Below are 19167 nucleotides of genomic sequence, written 5' to 3'. Positions count from 1 at the left end.
AATAAGATTAGAAGTATTAATGTTCTTATGAAGAAGTTAAGAGCTTCTGTTAACATCATTTGTATTTGAAATGACAGAAACTTATGATAGACGTCGGTCAAATTTCGGGTCAGTTGAACCGATAATTGTAACTAAAGAAGACAAAAGGAAAGTAGGAAAAGCCAATGACTATCCGAATTTTAAATGAGTCTGATGCTCGGTTATACCAAGAATTGCGTTTGAGTGCATTAAAAATCAACACGGAAGCATTTGGCTCAACTTATGAGAGAGAGGTTAAATTCACTCTTGAAACGGTAGTAGAACGATTAAAACCAAATGATGACAAATTTGTTTTGGGGGCTTTTGGGAATAGAAATTCATTAGTTGGAATTGTTACTTTTATGCGTGAAAGTGGTCTTAAAACAGCCCACAAAGGGAATGTTTATGGGTTGTTTGTGAAGCCAGAAATGCGAGGACAAGGTTTAGGAAAATCACTCCTGCTTGAACTGATAAGAAAGGCAAAAGATTGCATCGGTTTGGAACAAATTAATTTAACAGTGGTATCCCATAATGAACCCGCAAAGAATCTATACAAGTCTCTTGGATTCCAAATTTATGGAGTTGAAAAGAATGCTCTAAAATTTAACGGGGAGTATTTTGATGAAGATTTAATGGTTTTAAAAATTTAATTTTTATTCTGACAGAGTGCGTAATTTAAACAAGAATAAAGGAAGCCCATATTATGATGGTTTCCTATAAATTATTCGCTTTATCAACATTAAAATTTAACAGAGCCTAACTATAAACAAGTTTGTGAAACAATGTACTTGAACGATAGGGGGCGTTAGTAGAAAACACAACGGCTGATGACGCAGCTTTATTTTGTAACTGCAGTTGAGGATGTATAAGGAGAGATTGTCTTATGGTTTGTTGGATGAATGAAGGTGAAGAAACTGAAAAGCGAATAGGCTAGAGATCATCGTGCAGAGAAGGCCTCTAAAACTAACGGAGCATGGCGTTATAAAAACAAAATGCCGATACTTTATATGATATCGACATTTTGTTGATTACTTTTAAAAAATTCACTTTCCAGCTACTGCATCTTTTAGTGCCTTACCAGCCTTAAAAGCAGGGACCTTTCCAGCGGCTATCTGAATTTCTTCACCAGTTTGTGGATTTCTACCGGTACGTGCTGCACGTTCACGAACCTCAAAGTTGCCGAACCCGATCAATTGAACCTTATCACCATTTTTTAATGCTTCAGAAATGTTATCGAAAACTGCATCAACTGCTTTTGATGCATCCTTCTGTGAGAGTTCTGCGGTTTTGGCTACTTGATTAATGAATTCTGTTTTATTCACTAAAAAACACTCCTCAAAATACAAAATTATCCTCATGGCTTACCTTAGTTTTACCATAGGGTACATAAGTTCGCAACTTTAAAACAAATTCCATACTTTTTTCGGCGATTCATCCTTCTTCTTAACATTCTTGTTTAACTAACGGGGGCAAGAGCTGAAGATCAGGAGTTCCTTTTTGGGCAGCTTTTCTTGTTTTGCTAAAGTGGAAGGTTAGTTGAACAAGAAAAAAAAAACAAAATCGCCCTGATCAAAATGATTCAGGACGATTTTTTATAATAATTAAAATTCGCTTAGGACATTCTTCACTGCCTCACTTCTAGTTAGTCCCCATCCGAAAGGTGGACGCAATGGCATATGCCAAGAGTGCTGAGCTCGAGGAACAGAAGAAGCATATTGATGAGCAACGCTTAGAACAACATCGTCCAACTCTACTGCGGCCAAAAAGACGGCCGCCGCCCCTCCAAACTGCTTGTGTTGAAGAATATCAATTTCCTGAATATCTAAGGCGTTCGCCAACTTTCTCCTGTACTCGCTTTATAATACTTTCATCCATTATCCCCTTTGTTATAATGTGAAATCCGCCCAATTGGTTGATTTTTGTGCGTCAAATGGCCAAAGAAAGTAGCCTGATTAGTGTTCGGGTCCTGAATGTCTACTGGAAAATGAATGAAACGTCAAAAGCCTCCGGCAACCGAAGGCTTTTTTTATTGTCGATTCTACGGGGTTTTCATGTCAACGAACATGAACATTCATATTGTTTGTTTATTTAATCAATCTTTATTCAAGAAGGTACTAAAATGGGCGGTCCTAGAAAAGATGCAGAATTCTATTTTTGGAAAGAACATTGTATAGTTTCTGATATCGTTCCATTTGCTAGAGGCCATTAGTCCTTCGATTCTTCGAATTTCTCTCAATTGGAGGAAACTACGGCACAAATTCTAAAGAGAATAGCAGGAAAACTTTCCGACTGAGCGGCTTGTGGAAGAAGATCCGGGTGATATAGTTCATGACTTTCCCGCGTGGGGTCATCCGGTACCGTTCCGACATGAAGCATACACCTTATAAAATTTAAGAAAAAAATGGAAAAACAAATTGACAAAAGAGGAATTTTTCATTATTATCAAAACTGATAATAGAGAAAATCGGGTCTCAGACATACAGCAAATTTTTTTGGAGCAATATTCTCATTTTTGATAATAAACTATACAGAATAGGGGTGATGATATGAATGTCAACAAAACCAAGCTCATTCTGCATCCAGTACGCATGAAAATCATTCAGTCGCTTGTGGGAGGGAAGAGACGGACTGCCTTCAACCTGATGGACCACATCAAGGATGTGCCGCAGGCGACCCTGTACCGCCACTTGAACAAACTCCTGGAAGCAGGCCTCATCGAAGTGGTGCAGGAAAACCAGGCAAGAGGGATGACCGAGAAAGTATACGCCCTAAAACAGCCGTCGAATCACGGCCTGGAGCATGTCACCAAAGAGCAGCACATGGATCTGTTCTTTTCCTTCCTCGCCCAATTAATGGGGGACTACGAGCGGTATCTAGAGACGGATTATGACTTGGTCCGGGATGGGGTCTCTTACCGGGTGGCTAGGATGCACCTGACGGACGTGGAATTTTTGGAACTTGCCCGTAACATAGGCAAGCTGATCGGAGAGGCCATGCAGAATGAACCTTCGAAGGAACGGACAGCAAGGAACCTGGCGACGATCGTCATTCCGGAAAACAAATAAAAAATGGAGGTGTTTCATATGGAAAAAGAAATCAATTTTGGAGGTAAGCATAAGATCTACGGGACATTAGGGATGCCTAATCTTGAAGGGACATCCCCGGCCGTCCTCTTGATTGCAGGCTCTGGGCCTCTTGATCGGGACGGCAACGGCTCGAAAGGGAAATTCCAGACCAATCTGTATAAGGATTTGGCCCAGTACATAACAGGGCTCGGATTCATCACCTTGAGATACGATAAGCATGGGACAGGCAGGCGGAATCAAGAGGACTGGCTTTCGGCGGGACTGAGCGACCTGACGGAGGACGCCATCACGGCGGTCGAGTTCCTTAGGTCCCACCCAAACGTAGACCCGGAGAAGATCATACTGGCAGGTCACAGCGAAGGGGTGATTATCGCCACAAAGGTCGCTTCATCGATGAAGGTTGGAGGAGTCCTGTTCCTGTCAGGCGGGGTCGACAACCTGATGCAGGCATTGGAAAAGCAGCGTCGGATCATGAATGAGGAACTTTTTACAAAGCCTTTCCTAGGTCCCATCCTTCGAAAGCTGAAGGTTGCTGAAAAAGGGGAAAAGCAGGCAGCTAAATTCATAGACAGATGCATACGCAGCCAGGAGGACATCATCAAGGTCCAGTTGTTCTTCAGACAGCCAGCAAAATGGTACAGGGAGCACGCTGCCTGCGACACAAGGGAAGCATTGCAAGACATCGACTGTCCGATTCTTGCCCTGGTGGGGGACCGGGATCCATTAGCAGACGGGGATGTGCTGTCCGAGCTTTCCACCCTTGCGAAAGGAAAGACGGAGTATCGGATCATTCCCCAAATGGAGCATGGACTGAGGGTCCAGTATGAAGAGAGGAGCATTTTGAAATCTGGGAAACGCTTTAAAGAAATCGCAAAGCGTCCCCTGCATCCGGAAGCATTGAAGGATATCAAAGCCTGGCTGCATGACAATTTTCAGGCCCTGGAGCATGAGATTGCGGGATAAACGGAAAAGGCCACATCAAAACAACAGCCCTGGATTGCTTTTGGTTTCGGACTGATCCATGCTTTGGATTCGCAGGCCTCGTGTCAGAAATGAAATTGGATACCAGCTATATGGTTTACTTCGCTCCTGTCCTTTAACGTCGGGATCGAAGTAGGGCAGTTCGTCATCGTATCACTTGTGTTTCCAGTTCTCCTGTATATCAAAAAATTGCATTCGTTCAAATGGGTACTCCCGGGAAATCTGCCGCAGTCGTTGCAATGGGCCTGGCTTGGTTCATTCAACGTGCGTTTTAACACGAATAAGCACCAAGAATTGAAAGGATGCGTGCTTTTTTACAATGAAGAGTACTCTTTGGGTAACGCGTCAAATTTAGAATTATACGAAGCTGGCCTGCTGAGGATTCCTTCTTATGTATAACAATGCGATTAAACAAGTCTGCATATAGCAGGCTTTTTTTTGCCGGGAACACAACGAAATTGAGTCCGAATTTCTTAAGCAGAGGCATGTTTGTCAACTTGTCGAATAAGGTGGCGTTTTTGTGTGTTGAACTTGCTTTCCGTGGTTTTGTAAATGAAAATAGGACGAAAATATCGAATTTTCTTTACATTTTGTTACACAACCAATATATCAATCACATAATAGCTCAATGTTTCTCAAATACAATAAACTTGTCACAATTCGACAAGGGAGATGAGAGGATGAAGAAAACTTTACTTGGTACAGGCTTTGTACTAACCCTTTTATCCAGTCCGATTAGCCAGACTTTTGCTGCAGAGTCAGCAGGCGAGTTAAGGAAAGTGGATAATGTAGCCCATCGCGGGGCATCCGGGTATGCACCGGAAAACACAATTGCTGCTTTTGACAAAGCAGTAGACATGAAGGCAGACTATATTGAGATTGACGTTCAACGAAGCAAGGACGGCGAGTTGGTGGTTATTCATGATACGAAAGTAGACCGAACCACAGAGGGTAGCGGGTATGTAAAGGATTTAACTTCTGAACAATTACGATCGCTTGATGCAGGCAGCTTCAAGGGAGAACAATTTGCAGGAGAAAAAATACCAACTTTTGATGAAATACTAGACCTGTATCATGGAAAAGTTGGTATTTTAATAGAGTTAAAGTCACCAGAACTCTATCCTGGAATTGAAGAAAGCGTGGCACAGGAACTAATTGAACGAAATCTTGACCATCCTCAAAATGAAAAAATCATCATCCAATCATTTAACTTCGACTCAATGAAGAAGATGGATTCCCTTCTTCCGAAGGTTCCCATTGGTGTACTGACTTCTTCTAAAGCAGATACCACAAAGCAGGCCTTAACTGACTTTGCTTTGTATGCTGATTATTTTAATCCGAGCTCTGGAATAGTTACGGAAGAATTGGTAAATGAAGTTCACTCGCTTGGAATGAAAATGTCTTCCTGGACAGTTCGCAGCCAAGCAGCAGCAAATTTTCTTCTGGATATGGATGTGGATGCAATCATAACCGATTACCCGGATTATGTAGATCCAAGAAAAACTAATTAACGAACCTCATGCGGGGCGAAGTATAAATTTACGGTTTGCAATGAGCAATATATGTTTGCATTTCAGCATAACCTCATCTAGCCCTTATGATGTATGCGAATTTAAAGAAGCTATCCAACCACGGATAGCTTTTTGTTTACAAGAGTGAAACATGGTCCACGACCCCAATACGGTGCGGTATTTTCGTAAAATCACTGTTCCATTAAGAAATTATTGAATCTTTTAATAAGAACATTTAGTATTATATATAGAACATTTCTTGAGGAATGATAAACTATTCCCTTTCCTCGAGTTAAACTTCCTTATTTCTCGAATCGCTTAAGAAATCCATTGCTAAAGGAAGCATTTTCCTATAGAAAGGAGGAAATAGGTTTGTTGAAGAAGACATGGAAGAAGTATCGCTTTCTGCTTTATTCGACGTTGGGTCTGGCTCTACTCAGTGCGGCTGTCCCTTCAAAGAATTCCAATACTTTCACCACCAATGTGACAAAAGTAGGGGCCATCCCTAATGATGGAAAATTAGACACCCAAGCCATCCAAAAGGCAATCGATCAAGTATCCAAATCGGGCGGAGGGATTGTCTATATACCTGCCGGCACATATGAAGTGGAGGTTAATACGCACGGTACTGCCTTAATAATGAAAAGTAATGTGCACGTGAAACTAGCAGATAAGGCGATCATACAGCTTAGTCCTAATAATAAAAGTATACATAGAATATTCTTACTTGGGAATGTGAATAAAGTAAAACTGTCCGGAGGAACGTTGATTGGAGACAGAACCGAACATGATGGCACAAATGGGGAATGGGGCCATGGCATCCAAATCTATGGGCATGCCACAAACGTAGAAATATCAAACATGATCTTCAAAAACTTTTGGGGAGATGGCATCGAGATCAGCAGCCCAGATGGAAAGGTTCCGGATGGAATCAAAATAGAAAAAATAACAGCGGATAATAACCGCAGGCAAGGATTATCGATTGTGGCCGGACGGAACATCTCCGTGAAAAACAGTGTATTTAAGAATACTCATGGCACTGGTCCGAGTCATGGGATCGATCTCGAACGTGATGCACCATATGACAAGATCCTGGAACATGTCACGATTACACATAATGTAATGGAAAACAATGATGGATATGGATTGGCCTTTGTGTATGTGAACAGTGACACCATTCGTGCGGAAAATAATACGATTCGAAACAATAAAGAAGGCGGCGTGTTTTTAGGGAACGCAAAAAAAACGGTCGTAATGGACAATATGATTGTGGGAAATGGTTCGAAGGCAGAGACAGACCCTACTAACAACTTTGGCAGTGGAATCTTCTTGAATTACAGCTCTGAAAATACCATTAAAGGCAATGATATCGACAAGAACTATGAATTTGGGATTCACGCCCTGAATGGTGTAAAGAATAATGAGTTCAAAGAAAACAAGATTACCAACCATAGAAGGGCAGCAATCGAGCTTCAAGATTATTCGTCAGATGATAACTAGGATGAATAACCTTCCTACGCACGCTATAGTAGCGTGCGTTTTTGTATGCGTGTCCGAGAGGCCTTGGGCGAATGGGCGGATTAGCTGGAGTTATGGTATCTTGTCAATGTGACTAATTGTAAAGGGTGTGTATTCAATGATTCAGTTGACTTATGGATCTTATTTAGCATTAGTTGTCCATGTTGCTTGGTTCTTATTAAGGAGTCCTTGGTTAAGTACTCCAAGAGCTCGTCATTAAAAAACTAACAGAGCAGTGAGGAGGGATTGTAAAGAGCCACCCAGGTGATGAAAAGAGAAACCGAGCAGGCCAGAACATTAAAGTGGTGGTCACCGACGATATTTCGCATACGGGATTGATGGAAGAAGAATATCAAATCCTTGAACGTCATGTAGAAGAACAAGTTAGCAAAAGCGATGTCTGGCAAGCTCCAGAAGAAAAACAACAAACCAATTCTTCGGAGCGGAAAAAATCGGTGGTATATGGATGATTTTTGTGGCAGAGGACGGGTCAGACTTCCCTAATTGTCATCTTTAAAGCAATCAATTTTTGGTTGTTCAACTGCCCGCCAGCAGAAAGAAAAACAGCAGCTTAGCCGTTTACGAATCTCAACAAAACCAGCCTAGCTGTTCATATTTCAACTAGGAATTAATCATGCCGATAATAGCATTCACGAAAACCCCTCTTTTTTAAACAAGTTAGAGAGGCCTCGTTTTACAGGAATGAATCCAGTTTTTCTTGAATATATGTGGGTAAAAACCAAAAATGGAGAGATGCTTATGGCTTTTGTTGTAAGCTATACTGTTGGGCGATTGAAACATCCATATGAACATCCTGCCTCTCGTGAGTTTTTTGAAGTGGGATACCAAGTATTAAGACAGGCTGCTATATCAGGGAATCTTTTAGAAGAGTTTTCACCAGAAGGAGTGCCATTACCGGAGGAAGTGAACAACGGAGATGGTTACCCTATTCTTACACTAACAGTATGGAAAAACCTTGAGTCTTTGCGAAGCTTTACTTACTCAGGTAAACATATGCGAGCTTTACGAGATAGGGATAAATGGATTGAGCCTCACAAAGGCAAACACCCTTCATATGTGGTATGGTGGACGGATAAAATGGAGGATGTATCCTGGGAGGAGGCTTCCAAGAGATATAAGAATTATATTCAACATGGACCAACTCCTTTTTCATTTGATTACAAGCATGCATTTGATTACAAAGGAGAGCGGTTATTGTTTAATTAGCAGGGGGTTCTCTTGGTCACATGTTAAATCAGAATACGCTGCCAAATTACCCCTGTTTTTATTGTTTCCCTCCACTGTTGAATTCTGATTTCAGTAAGGGGAATAATGGGTAACGAAATAGTGAGAATTGAAGAAATGTAGCTGCTTTATTTGCTTCTCGGGCGAAGAAATTAAGGCTCTGACAGAAGTTAAAAGAAAAAGAGTTAAGACCACTAACATGTCGTTCCCAAGTTCATATTTTCGACCTTCTTTTTTTTGTGACAGCCTGGAGCAGGTCAGACAAACCATCGTGGATACGTGCATTTCACAAAAAGAAAACGAGGAAGTCCGCGTTTTTAAAATGGAAGAAGTGAGCGTGAAAGACCTGGGAGTCGAGTGAAAAGGATTTCGCAGTGAACATACATATGATCTATTTGGTGAACGATAAGGGAAGACTCGCCGTTACGTCCGGCGAGTTTTTTTGGGTGTCACCAAATACCATAAAAAAACACGCAGGCCTACGCTACTCATACTGAGGGAGTTGAAGAGAATATTGTTTACTCTAATAAACAACGTTACTATAAATGCAAAAAAATTGAGTAGTAAAAAGGATGAAAGGTAAACAATTTCTTCTGAATTTTCACATCAACCTATTAAGTTAGTTATATTTAAGAAGAGTAAATTGCTTATAATAAAGTGAAAAGGATGTATCACTGTGATCAATTTCGGAAAAGTAATTTATCCAGCATTCATACAACAGGAAGATGAAGAAATGTTTTGTGTTTATTTCCCAACGATTTTTCCTGAATCGGGGTGGGATTATCCTTTAACACGAGGAAAAACAAGACGTATAGCGATAAAAAAAGCAGAAAGGGATTTAGCTTACTCTTTGGCAGGAATCATATATGATAATGAAGAACTCCCTGAACCTATTCCTATTCCAAGCAATAACCTTTCTCAAGGGATGGAATTAATCAATGTAGAGACATCATTTGAACCATATGCCGAAGAAATACAGGAGCATTTAAAAGGTCGTCATTGGCATATTGGCTATTACGTCGAAGAAAATGATGAGTTTATAGAAGCAATTGGATTTAAAAATGATCAAGGAATGTGGGACATTTTTTATGAGGACTATTCAGAAGAGGAACATTCTGATGATAATTTACTTTTCACCGTCAAACTACATTCTGAAGCCGAAGAGAAATTTAACCAATTTGTTGAAAATGAAATTCTTAAGCGTGGTGGTTAGTTAAAGAAGGAATGGTCATTTGACGGTCCCTTCTTTTTAAGCGTAAACATAAGTGTGAAAATGTTTACTATTATGGATGGAAGTTTGTGAAGAAACTCACTTCGACTAACGGGGGCTAAGGATAGCATAAGGACCCTAGGGGGTCCTTATTTCGCTTAAAAATCACCATTGACGTTTAACAGAGCCAATCTATTATATATAACCCTGATACTACTCATTTCCACAAGGATGCCTGTTACCATGCCAGAAAATGAAAAAGATCGCGTCACTTAGCCAGGCTGACCGGATAATAAGAAGAAGGATTATTTTTTTACATATAGAATATTTGTAGTTTATTAGTAGTTTCAAAAAGATAAGGAGCTGGTGTTTGTGTGTGGGATTTGTAAGTAGACACATAGAAAGAGATCTATCATTATCAAAACGCAGGGACGCACTTTTGGAAAATGCATTAAAAGATTTAACAATGGATGATGATGTACTGGCGATTTATCAAGCTGGCTCTTTGGCTAAAGGAAACTTTGATCACTATTCCGATATTGATTTACACATCATCGTAAATCATGAGAAGATCGCTAACTTTATCAAGGAAAAACGGGAAAGATCAAGAAAATGGGGAGAGGCTTTATTTTATGAAGATTCCAATCCTTTGTCACCCGTAGTAGTTACCCATTATGATTCCTTTGTCAAAGTTGACAGCTGGTATCATGCACCTGAAGAAGTTGTTCCTTCCATCTGGTTAAAAGGATGCAGGGTCCTTTATGATCCGCATAAAGTGATTACCGACATTATAAAGGAAGCATCTCTTATAGTCTATAATCCTTCTTCTGAAGAGATAGTATTTTGGAGAGGAAAAGTTCTTGCCTTTATACACGAAACCTACCGAGCTGTTATGAGAGGCGAAATATATTATGCACTGTCTAACTTAGATCGGATACGCTGGTTGATTGTTGCAGGCTGGTATATGGAAAAAGAAGAACATCTGGATGGTGCGTATGGTGTGTGGTCTAAAATCGAGGGCGCAAGAAGTAAGCTCGATGAATGGCAATTATCCTTATTGGAGGCATGGGAGTGCAATCGGGACGCTAATGAAGTTATGAAAACAATGATGAGTTTCCTGCCTGAGTTCCTTCGTCTAAATAAGAGTCTAAGTAAGTTGGTTGATATAGATGATAAAGAGGAAAAAATAAGAACGATAATAGAAATGGCAATATAATGTATGATTTATAAGGTGCCTCTGAAAAAACAGAAGCTTTGTAAACTAGATTGCAAAAGAAACTCTTCTCATCTGTTGCCATACGTGAGGAGGTTTATGAGAATGTTTCATATTAACAACTTGATCCAAGTGATATTTTCCTGAAGGAATTTCATTTGGAAGATTTTTAAGTTTATTAGCTTTTTTATAAAATGAGGGAACAAACTATGGTTTCCAAGTCTTTCCCGAGCAGGGGCATGTTAATGAAATAATAAAAAAGTGTAAAGATTATCCTTATTTGCTCGATTGAATTTAGTTAGGGAAGGGTAAATTTATTTGGAGGTGATAAGATGAAAGTGAATGTAACCGAAGCAGCAAATCGGCAGCTAATAAATGCACTTGGTTCAGAACCAATCGTTAGGATTAATGAAATTCGAACTACTGGTTGAGGTGCCACGTATGTGTACGAACTTGCTCAGGTTGAGCAGGTAAAAAATGAACAGTCATTTATTATCGGTGAAATTACAATCCTAATAGACGATCAGGCTATTGGCCATCTGGATGAAAATATAGTGATCGACCATAAAAATAATTATGGATTTATTCTCAAAAACAGTAATGAGATACTAACCTTTGGCATGAGATTAATTAAGAGCTCTTAAAGCTAAAAACTGTTTTAAAGCCACTGTAATTCGAAAAACAGTGGCTTTTTCTGTTAAGTTTTATAGTTTACATAACTTAAACCCTCTAAATGAACAAACGCCATAAAATACTGCTAGTTCTTATCCTTTTTAATCTGATCCATTAAAAGATCAATCTTATTCTCTATATTTTTAAGTTGTTTTTCCTGTTTATTTTTAGAGCGGATAAACCGTACGATCCCTATGATTATTAATACATAAAACGCCAGCATAAGTATTTGAAAAATCATATCTCCGATGTTGTAACTGGTTATATTTGTCAATTTGTCACCCCGAATGCTATAGTCCACACTATTTTACAGGAATTGTTTAAATTTTACATCCACCAAGTAAGAAAATCTATAATTAATTTATGGGAAGCATATAAAGCGATCATTCCATGCGTTTTAATGCATTCGCTTCCTTTCAGATGAGGGGGGGTTATTATTGCGGGCTGATATTAGAGCATGTATAAATAAAAGGGGGATCGTGTAAATGTTTTCCTTTTCTAGAATCAGAGAGATTAATACTGAGAGGAATAACTAAAGACGGCAGTGTTACATCTGCGTTGCTTAATAGGAATGGAGTAAGAGCAGTGCTGAAGAAGGACTCATGATTTACTGCAGGAAGAAGTTAAGGACAAAATAAAACCTCTGCATTATTTAGAGGTTGTTTGTAAATTATTTTCAATTGCTATATTTATGGCTGTCACGGTTGTTTCAATATCATAGTATGTTTCCACAGTTTGGTTATTCAAATAAGTAAGGTGAAACCCGAGTTTTAGATAGTTCACAGACAATATGGGTACCTCATACCTGTTGTTGAATGTTAGAGTGATCTCGCTGTTAGGGTACTCACTTAATGTTTTTAACATTTTTTTTAAGTGCTCTGCTGACATTCCGTTCTACTCTCCCTTCCATACAAGGGAAGTGACTAAGAAAAGTCTAAAAGAACCCAAAGTAATTTATTTTTATCATGTTAATCATAACATACAATGCTCTGTGATTTCCTGTTAAAACATGGAAATCAGTAAAGGTGGACCTGATATAAATCCGGAATCTGGGGCAGCAGCTTGTGTCTCGTTTGAATGAAGCGAATAATACAGAAACATAGACCAGACCTTAAATTAGCAAAACAGAAGTACAGCCTTTCGCTTGAGTGTTTAACGGTCGCTAAACTGATGGCCGGAGCTGCCTTTACGCCCCAAGTGACTCGTTGAAAGCAGAAATGCCGAGTTCTGTAACCTGGCAGTTTTCGATCATGGATGTTTAACTGTTAAAGCATCTTTCCGTTTTCGTGCTTATTCTTTGACAAGTATTCTTTCAAAAAGAAAAATAATCGTTGGCAATACTGACAATGTGCTGATCAAACAAAACAATGTATCGATAACCGTTTTGATACAAAAACTTTTACCATTGGAAGTCAGAGAAAATGAGGGTGCTAAAGCTGGATTAAAGGAAAGGAAAAGAAAATAAATAGTTGCATTATGAAGTTTGACAGGCATATGGGAGGGTGATAAGATAAAGAAAAATTGGAGGTGGCAAAAAATGGGAGTTCAATCAAGCCAAATCTTTGTCAATCTGCCAGTGAAAGACCTAAACAAGTCTATGGAATTTTACAAGCAAATCGGATATGAATTCAATCCTCAATTCACGGACGAAAATGCAGCCTGCATGATTATCGGCGAAAATATTTATGCCATGTTATTGGTCGAACCCTTCTTTCAATCATTTACGAAAAGAGAGTTGCCTGACACGTCCAAAACGACAGGAGTGATTGTTGCATTATCCGCTGAAAACAGGGAACAAGTGGATGAAGTAGTGGATAAGGCGGTGGCGGCTGGCGGCAGGGAAGCAAGCGAGCCGCATGACGAAGGTTTTATGTATTATCGGAGCTATCACGATTTGGACGGGCATTATTGGGAAGTTATGTATATGGATATGAACCAGTAATTCTGTTTTTCAAGCTGTCAGATATGCTAAGTTGTGCCGATTTTATTCACCATCATCATAAATAAGAATGTTTCTCGGCTGTTTTTAGGCCGTTTTTTTTTGCTTCGGCACCATAGAAATTCCTATTAGAAGAGCCATGAAAGAAAACCAGTGATAAATGAGCTCATTCTGAAAGACTGCATTATATACAATCACTGGAGTAAAATATACAATATTTTTTATTATGCGGCTGTGCTGGCATTTAATATTATTGAAAATGTTCAACTGGAAGGTACTTGAATGTAAATTCCATTCAACTATAATTGAGTATATACTCAATGATATGCGGAGATGATTTGTCTGAATGCCAAACGCGAAAAAATACTGAAGGCTGCTTTCGAATTATTCATCGAAAGAGGATTTAATGCAACGACAACAAAAGAAATTGCTAATAGAAGCGGTGTAGCAGAAGGCCTTATTTTTTATTATTTTAAAGATAAAAATGAATTATTGACACAGCTTACGAAAAGATTATCCTTTGTAGGCTCTATGCAGGAGACCTTTAAGAAATTTTCCCACCTAAACCCTTTGGAAGCTCTAACTCAATTTGGACTCCTTTATTTAGAATTTCTGTATAGTAACAAAAATTTCTTGTTTTTTATTTGGTCACCGGAAATGAGAAGAAACCAAAATGTTCAAAGTACAGTAACCGAATTGCTGGATTCAATGTCTCAAAAGAGTGCTGATTTGTTGGAAAAATTGGTTTCTTCGTCAATTTCGAGTTCCCAGATTAAAATGGGAGGGGAAATGTTTCTGTCAAGCATATTGACATATGGATTAACCAGAGATAGAGACGCTAAGGATTTTGATGATGGAGAATATATAAAAAATCTCGCAACATTAGTTATAAATGGTTTGAAAAATACTTAATGATGAATTAGGTATTTTTTTATTTTGTGTAAATACGCAACAGTTGTAAAATATTTACGTCAGCTCGTCCAAGCTCCGGCAACAAAACATTATAATGGCTCAAAACGCAAAACATTATCTGGATTGCAGTACATTTTTATTGTACAAAAAATCTAAATAATGAAGAGCTGCTGTGTGTTTTAATTCGAAGGTTTAACAAGATTACATATATATTTATTTTTTAGTTCTTAAAAATGAAAATACCGTGAGGTAGAGAAGATACCCGAGGGTTAGTTGATCTCTATGCAATCTTTTTGCCAAACCAATGTGCCAGCAAAACTATAGGAACCACTAGCAAAACAAAGGGTAAACATTTTAAAATTGTTTTCCAATCTATGATATCAACGCTTAACAGGGCATATAGAGTGATCAAGCTGTATGGAAGAACGATGAATATGGAAGTGATTACGCCAGGAGTTACTGAACGAAAGAAAATGGACTGGCCAACATGTGTAAATACGTGAAGGAAAAAAGTCAAGATGATAACTGTAAAAACGTGAATATTAGCTAACGGCTTATCGTTAACATATTGGTTGGCCAATAAAGCGGCACTGCTGATGATTAAGAAGATCAGCAAAACAGCTGCTGCCATTTGAGCAGTTGTCATGGAAAAATGTTTGCTTATCTGATTTGCAAGTTTTTTAGGAAGTTTACTAATCATTTTGCCTGAGTTCTTTTTCATCCATGATTCGTACATGATAATTTCTTCAAAGTCATGCAGGATAAACATGATGGGTAACAGCCAGATAAGGGTTTGGACATCGAATAATGGTTGATTCATAATTCCATCGCCTCTCTAATTCAGATTTCATACTCAATTCTTTACTTAAAATCCTTTTATGACCTTTTGAAATACCACTAATCGAAACTTCCCGGATGAAATTGGCCAACAGCTTTATATAATAAGAGGTTTGGAAATCCCGGCACGGTCTCGTCACTTTATGGCCAAGTGCTTCCATTGGCGTTCTTGCCACAAGCTCACGGTCCAATGCGCAATTATTGAGGACACCAGGTCGCTCCTTGGAACCAGTCTTCATTGCTCCCGGACAAACAGTCAAAACGTCAATATGATACCTTGTTTTGTCAGCATTTTAATAAACTGAAAACCTGTACCCGAAGTTGCCACTGTAACCATTGCCCACGCGGCCCCATATTTTGATGCAAAATCATTCATGGTACCTCTTGTTAAGTAATTACTCAAAAATATGCAAAAAATAAAGTGCATAGTTTCAAAATATTTTTAAACAAGAACAGTTTAGCTTTCAAATGTATAGAGGTCTTTTGGCAATATTTGAGTATATACTCAATTATAAACAGCTCTGTTTCTTTGTCAATATTTTCCTCGCAGGGTTTTGTGATCCATATTGAACATGCGTATTTCTTTCGTTTGTTTAAAGTAAACAAAATAGTTTGACCGATTAACTTTTATGTTTGTATAAAAGCCACATAGTATAAATTTTCCGAAAATTATACAGTGTACATAAGGCGCAAATTTGTTAATAAAGGGGGTGAGGTGGATTTGCGTTTCCAATCCAGCAAAATGAATCAAATACCTCCATATATGTTTGCTGAGTTTGCGAGAAAAAAAGCAAGGATGATAGCAGATGGCATAGATGTGATTGACTTGGGTATCGGTGACCCGGATTTGCCAACTCCGCAGCATATTGTAGATAAATTAATAGAAGAAAGCGGCAATCCCAAAAACTTGAAATATCCAAGTTTTTTAGGGCATCCGGAGTTTAGAAAAGCAGTATCTGACTTTTACCAAAGGCAGTTCAATGTGGATTTGGATCCTGATACGGAAATTCTTGCTTTAATCGGTTCCAAAGAAGGAATCGCACATATTGTTCCGACAATTATTGATCCGGGGGATTATGTATTACTCCCTGACCCTGGGTACCCTCCTTACCGGATGGCAGCCTATCTCGCCCAGGGACAAGTCCACGGTATGCCATTATTGAAGGAAAACCAATTTCAGCCCTTGTTTACGGAGATTCCAGAAGATGTAAAGCATGCCGCAACGCTCATGTTTTTAAACTTTCCAGGCAATCCGACTGCGGCCGCTGTGGATCTTGGATTTTTCAAAGAGGCTGTGGCGTTCGCTTCCTCACACCAAATTGTGATTGCACATGATGCAGCTTACAATATGGTGACATTCCAGGGGTACAAGGCTCCAAGCATTATGCAAGCAGAAGGAGCAAAGGAAGTTGCAGTTGAATTTGGTTCCTTATCAAAAACCTACAGTATGACAGGTTTCCGGATTGGATATGCAGTCGGAAACAAGGAAGTGATCAAGGCTTTATCCGTTTATAAAAGCAATACGGATACCGGTCAGTTCACTCCCATACAACTGGCTGCCGCGCACGCTTTAAATAGTGATCAAAACTGCATAAAAGCACAAAATGAAATTTATTGGGAGCGGATGAGGTTTATGCTGGAAGGGCTAAAAGCAATCGATATCCATGCTGAAGCTCCATTGGGATCGTTTTTTATATGGGCACCAACACCTGAACGCTATACTTCTTCTGAATTTGCAGATGCTGTCCTCGAACAAACGGGAGTTATAGTCACGCCTGGCAATGCATTTGGCCCTTCCGGAGAGGGGTATTTCAGAATATCCCTTTCCTTGCCTAATGATGTCTTATATGAAGCGGTTAATCGAATAAAAAATAATATTAAAATCAGTGCCAAGTGAGAGGGGAATACAAATGAATCAGCAAACGATCCAAGAGGAAAATAAGGCAAATGTGAAAGCGAAGAGGTATTTAAATTATATTGCGGGAGATTGGGTACCGTCTGTTTCAGAAAGGTTCACGGTCAATATAAATCCAGCGACCGGTGAAGTTCTGGGGGAAGTGCCTCAGTCCACGAAGGAAGATATAGAAAAAGCCGTGCTCGCTGCCAAGCAGGCTCAAAAGTCCTGGCGGCTTGTTCCGGCTCCGGAAAGAGCGGATGTTCTTTACGAAGTAGCAAGACTTTTAAAGGAGAAAAAAGAAGACCTCTCGCATATTCTCACAAGTGAGATGGGGAAAGTGATCAGTGAGGCTCGCGGCGAAGTCCAGGAAGCAATCGATATGGCGTACTATATGGCGGGAGAGGGACGCAGGCTGTTTGGCGACACTGTCCCGTCAGAGCTTAGGAACAAGTTTGCCATGAGTGTACGCGTACCTGTTGGCGTTGCCGGACTGATCACGCCATGGAATTTCCCGATAGCGATTGCCTCATGGAAATCGCTCCCCGCACTTGTTGCAGGTAATGCAGTTGTCTGGAAACCGGCTACGGAAACGCCTTTCATGGCTGCGGAATTTGCAAAGATCTATGAAGAAGCTGGCCTGCCGAAAGGGCTGCTTAATGTTGTATTTGGAAGCGGCGGAGAGGTAGGGAATGCAATCGTTGAGCATCCTGACGTGGATTTGGTATCATTTACAGGTTCTAATGAAGTCGGGCGCAAAATCAATGAACGTGCAGGAAGCCTGTTAAAGCGGACATCACTTGAGATGGGGGGGAAGAATGCCGTCACAGTGCTTGAGGATGCAGACATCGACCTTGCCGTTGACGGCATCATCTGGAGTGCGTTCGGGACAGCGGGCCAAAGATGTACAGCCTGCAGCCGTGTGATTGTTCACGAAGCTGTGAAGGAGCAGCTGGAAACCAAGCTTTTAGAGCGAGTTGCGGAATTGAAGATTGGAGACGGCTTGGATGAGGAAGTGAATATAGGTCCTGTCATTAACCAATCTGCCTTACAACAAATCGATGAATATGTTAAAACCGGTGTAAAAGAAGGGGCAAAGCTGCTCTGCGGAGGCAAAATTCTCGCAGAAGACGGGTTCGAAAAAGGAAATTATTATGCGCCGACGATCTTCACCGATGTATCTCCTGATATGACGATTGCGAAGGAAGAAATATTTGGGCCGGTTACATCCATCATCGCTGTTAAGACCTTGGAGGAAGCGATTGAAATAAATAATAGTGTGGAATTCGGACTATCGAGCTCCATCTTCTCACGAGATGTCAACAGGGTATTCCAGGCGATGAGAGATCTTGATACCGGTATTGTCTATGTTAACGCTGGTACTACCGGGGCCGAGATTCATCTTCCTTTCGGCGGAACAAAGGGAACTGGAAATGGCCACCGTGATTCCGGCGTTGCTGCTCTGGATGTTTATACAGAATGGAAATCCATCTATGTTGATTACAGCGGTACACTGCAGCGGGCGCAGATCGATAATAAATAGTAGCTTGTTTCATAGTTTGCCAGGATAAATACGAAGAGGAATACATTGATTGTGGGGTAATGAATCATCAGGGGCGTCCCAATGTTAAAGCAAATAGACTAAAAATGAAGAAACAAGTTCATAAAAAAGCATGTATGGTCCCCTTGTCAACAAGGGGACTATTCAGGGTGAAAAAAACTAAACACAGTTCTAATGTACTGCATTTAAGAAAACATAGGCTGCAGCAACTTTTCTTCTGTGGTAAAAAATAACCAGATGGTCTTACTGTGTACATTAATACTTCGATTTACAAAAGAGGAAATGATTACGTATACATTTTTTTCACAAAGTGTTAATATTATTCTGGAATTGTCGAAAATAAAAGAAAGGAGGCGAATTTATATGACAGAACCTAAATGTCCAGAGTGTCAAGTAACGGGGATTGAGCACATTGTTTCTAAGGACAGTGAAGAGGCGACTGAGACAAAAGACCCATGGTTCAATGTTGCCTACTGTGATAAATGCGGATATATTTATGGAGTTTTTGCAAAAGTAGTACATCGCGCAACTTCATCGGTATGGTAATAAAAGTTTACTATAGTTTTCATT

The 19167-nt window shown here is 39.8% G+C and carries 20 protein-coding genes; 15 read left to right on the top strand and 5 right to left on the bottom strand.

The annotated features are described in order from the left end of the window. Positions 1–164 precede the first annotated feature (164 nt). The gene (locus V1500_RS15220; protein ID WP_409300490.1) at positions 165–668 is read left to right on the top strand and encodes a GNAT family N-acetyltransferase; all 504 of its coding nucleotides are present in this window, start codon (positions 165–167) and stop codon (positions 666–668) included. Positions 669–1061: 393 nt separating this feature from the next. Here V1500_RS15220 and V1500_RS15215 read toward each other — a convergent pair whose 3' ends face one another. Continuing rightward, positions 1062–1340 carry an HU family DNA-binding protein gene (locus V1500_RS15215; protein WP_409300488.1) on the bottom strand — a complete coding sequence of 93 codons (279 nt, stop codon included), beginning with the start codon at positions 1338–1340 and terminating at the stop codon, positions 1062–1064. Between the two features lie 279 nt (positions 1341–1619). Next, positions 1620–1856 (bottom strand): hypothetical protein, encoded by a 237-nt coding sequence (locus tag V1500_RS15210; RefSeq protein ID WP_409300486.1) that lies wholly within the window; start codon positions 1854–1856, stop codon positions 1620–1622. A gap of 708 nt (positions 1857–2564) precedes the next feature. Between V1500_RS15210 and V1500_RS15205 the strand changes: the two genes are divergently transcribed. From V1500_RS15205 to V1500_RS15165, 9 genes are all read left to right on the top strand, one after another. After that, positions 2565–3083 (top strand): helix-turn-helix domain-containing protein, encoded by a 519-nt coding sequence (locus V1500_RS15205; RefSeq protein WP_409300484.1) that lies wholly within the window; start codon positions 2565–2567, stop codon positions 3081–3083. An 18-nt stretch (positions 3084–3101) separates the two neighbouring features. Continuing rightward, on the top strand, positions 3102–4067 hold the full coding sequence (locus V1500_RS15200; protein WP_409300482.1) for an alpha/beta hydrolase: 966 nt from the start codon (positions 3102–3104) through the stop codon (positions 4065–4067). Between the two features lie 99 nt (positions 4068–4166). Next, positions 4167–4484, top strand: coding sequence for a HupE/UreJ family protein (locus V1500_RS15195; protein WP_409306008.1), 318 nt, complete (start codon positions 4167–4169; stop codon positions 4482–4484). Positions 4485–4765: 281 nt separating this feature from the next. Beyond that, on the top strand, positions 4766–5596 hold the full coding sequence (locus V1500_RS15190; RefSeq protein WP_409300480.1) for a glycerophosphodiester phosphodiesterase: 831 nt from the start codon (positions 4766–4768) through the stop codon (positions 5594–5596). A 372-nt stretch (positions 5597–5968) separates the two neighbouring features. Next, positions 5969–7096 carry a right-handed parallel beta-helix repeat-containing protein gene (locus tag V1500_RS15185; RefSeq protein ID WP_409300478.1) on the top strand — a complete coding sequence of 376 codons (1128 nt, stop codon included), beginning with the start codon at positions 5969–5971 and terminating at the stop codon, positions 7094–7096. 777 nt (positions 7097–7873) lie between these two features. Beyond that, complete coding sequence (locus V1500_RS15180) at positions 7874–8341, top strand: DUF3291 domain-containing protein (protein WP_409300476.1); 468 nt, start codon at positions 7874–7876, stop codon at positions 8339–8341. Positions 8342–9035: 694 nt separating this feature from the next. Then, positions 9036–9572, top strand: a complete 537-nt coding sequence (locus V1500_RS15175; protein ID WP_409300474.1) for a type II toxin-antitoxin system HicB family antitoxin — start codon at positions 9036–9038, stop codon at positions 9570–9572. Between the two features lie 436 nt (positions 9573–10008). After that, positions 10009–10785, top strand: a complete 777-nt coding sequence (locus V1500_RS15170; RefSeq protein ID WP_409300472.1) for a nucleotidyltransferase domain-containing protein — start codon at positions 10009–10011, stop codon at positions 10783–10785. 440 nt (positions 10786–11225) lie between these two features. Further along, positions 11226–11426, top strand: coding sequence for a hypothetical protein (locus V1500_RS15165; protein WP_409300470.1), 201 nt, complete (start codon positions 11226–11228; stop codon positions 11424–11426). Positions 11427–11539: 113 nt separating this feature from the next. On the opposite strand, the gene V1500_RS15160 is transcribed toward V1500_RS15165, so the two are convergent. Both V1500_RS15160 and V1500_RS15155 read right to left on the bottom strand, forming a co-directional pair. Then, on the bottom strand, positions 11540–11677 hold the full coding sequence (locus tag V1500_RS15160; RefSeq protein WP_409306007.1) for a DUF4083 domain-containing protein: 138 nt from the start codon (positions 11675–11677) through the stop codon (positions 11540–11542). Between the two features lie 425 nt (positions 11678–12102). After that, on the bottom strand, positions 12103–12342 hold the full coding sequence (locus V1500_RS15155; protein ID WP_409300468.1) for a hypothetical protein: 240 nt from the start codon (positions 12340–12342) through the stop codon (positions 12103–12105). 649 nt (positions 12343–12991) lie between these two features. Here V1500_RS15155 and V1500_RS15150 point away from each other — a divergent pair. Together V1500_RS15150 and V1500_RS15145 are read left to right on the top strand one after the other, a co-directional pair. After that, the gene (locus tag V1500_RS15150; RefSeq protein ID WP_409300466.1) at positions 12992–13396 is read left to right on the top strand and encodes a VOC family protein; all 405 of its coding nucleotides are present in this window, start codon (positions 12992–12994) and stop codon (positions 13394–13396) included. A gap of 330 nt (positions 13397–13726) precedes the next feature. Further along, positions 13727–14305 carry a TetR/AcrR family transcriptional regulator gene (locus V1500_RS15145; protein WP_409300464.1) on the top strand — a complete coding sequence of 193 codons (579 nt, stop codon included), beginning with the start codon at positions 13727–13729 and terminating at the stop codon, positions 14303–14305. 280 nt (positions 14306–14585) lie between these two features. Here the strand turns inward: V1500_RS15145 and V1500_RS15140 are convergent, their stop codons facing one another. Continuing rightward, positions 14586–15125: an HXXEE domain-containing protein gene (locus V1500_RS15140; protein WP_409300462.1), complete on the bottom strand. Its 540-nt coding sequence runs from the start codon at positions 15123–15125 to the stop codon at positions 14586–14588. A 738-nt stretch (positions 15126–15863) separates the two neighbouring features. Between V1500_RS15140 and V1500_RS15135 the strand changes: the two genes are divergently transcribed. From V1500_RS15135 to V1500_RS15125, 3 genes are all read left to right on the top strand, one after another. After that, positions 15864–17039 (top strand): LL-diaminopimelate aminotransferase, encoded by a 1176-nt coding sequence (locus V1500_RS15135; RefSeq protein ID WP_409306006.1) that lies wholly within the window; start codon positions 15864–15866, stop codon positions 17037–17039. 13 nt (positions 17040–17052) lie between these two features. Next, positions 17053–18579, top strand: coding sequence for an aldehyde dehydrogenase family protein (locus tag V1500_RS15130; RefSeq protein WP_409300460.1), 1527 nt, complete (start codon positions 17053–17055; stop codon positions 18577–18579). Positions 18580–18960: 381 nt separating this feature from the next. After that, positions 18961–19143 (top strand): transcriptional regulator, encoded by a 183-nt coding sequence (locus V1500_RS15125; protein WP_409300458.1) that lies wholly within the window; start codon positions 18961–18963, stop codon positions 19141–19143. The last annotated feature ends 24 nt before the right edge of the window (positions 19144–19167 follow it).

Source organism: Peribacillus sedimenti, from assembly GCF_046237635.1.
Lineage (GTDB): Bacteria > Bacillota > Bacilli > Bacillales > DSM-1321 > Peribacillus > Peribacillus sedimenti.
The sequence above is the reverse complement of the archived record's forward strand: the minus strand, read 5'-3'. Positions and strand labels throughout refer to the sequence as shown.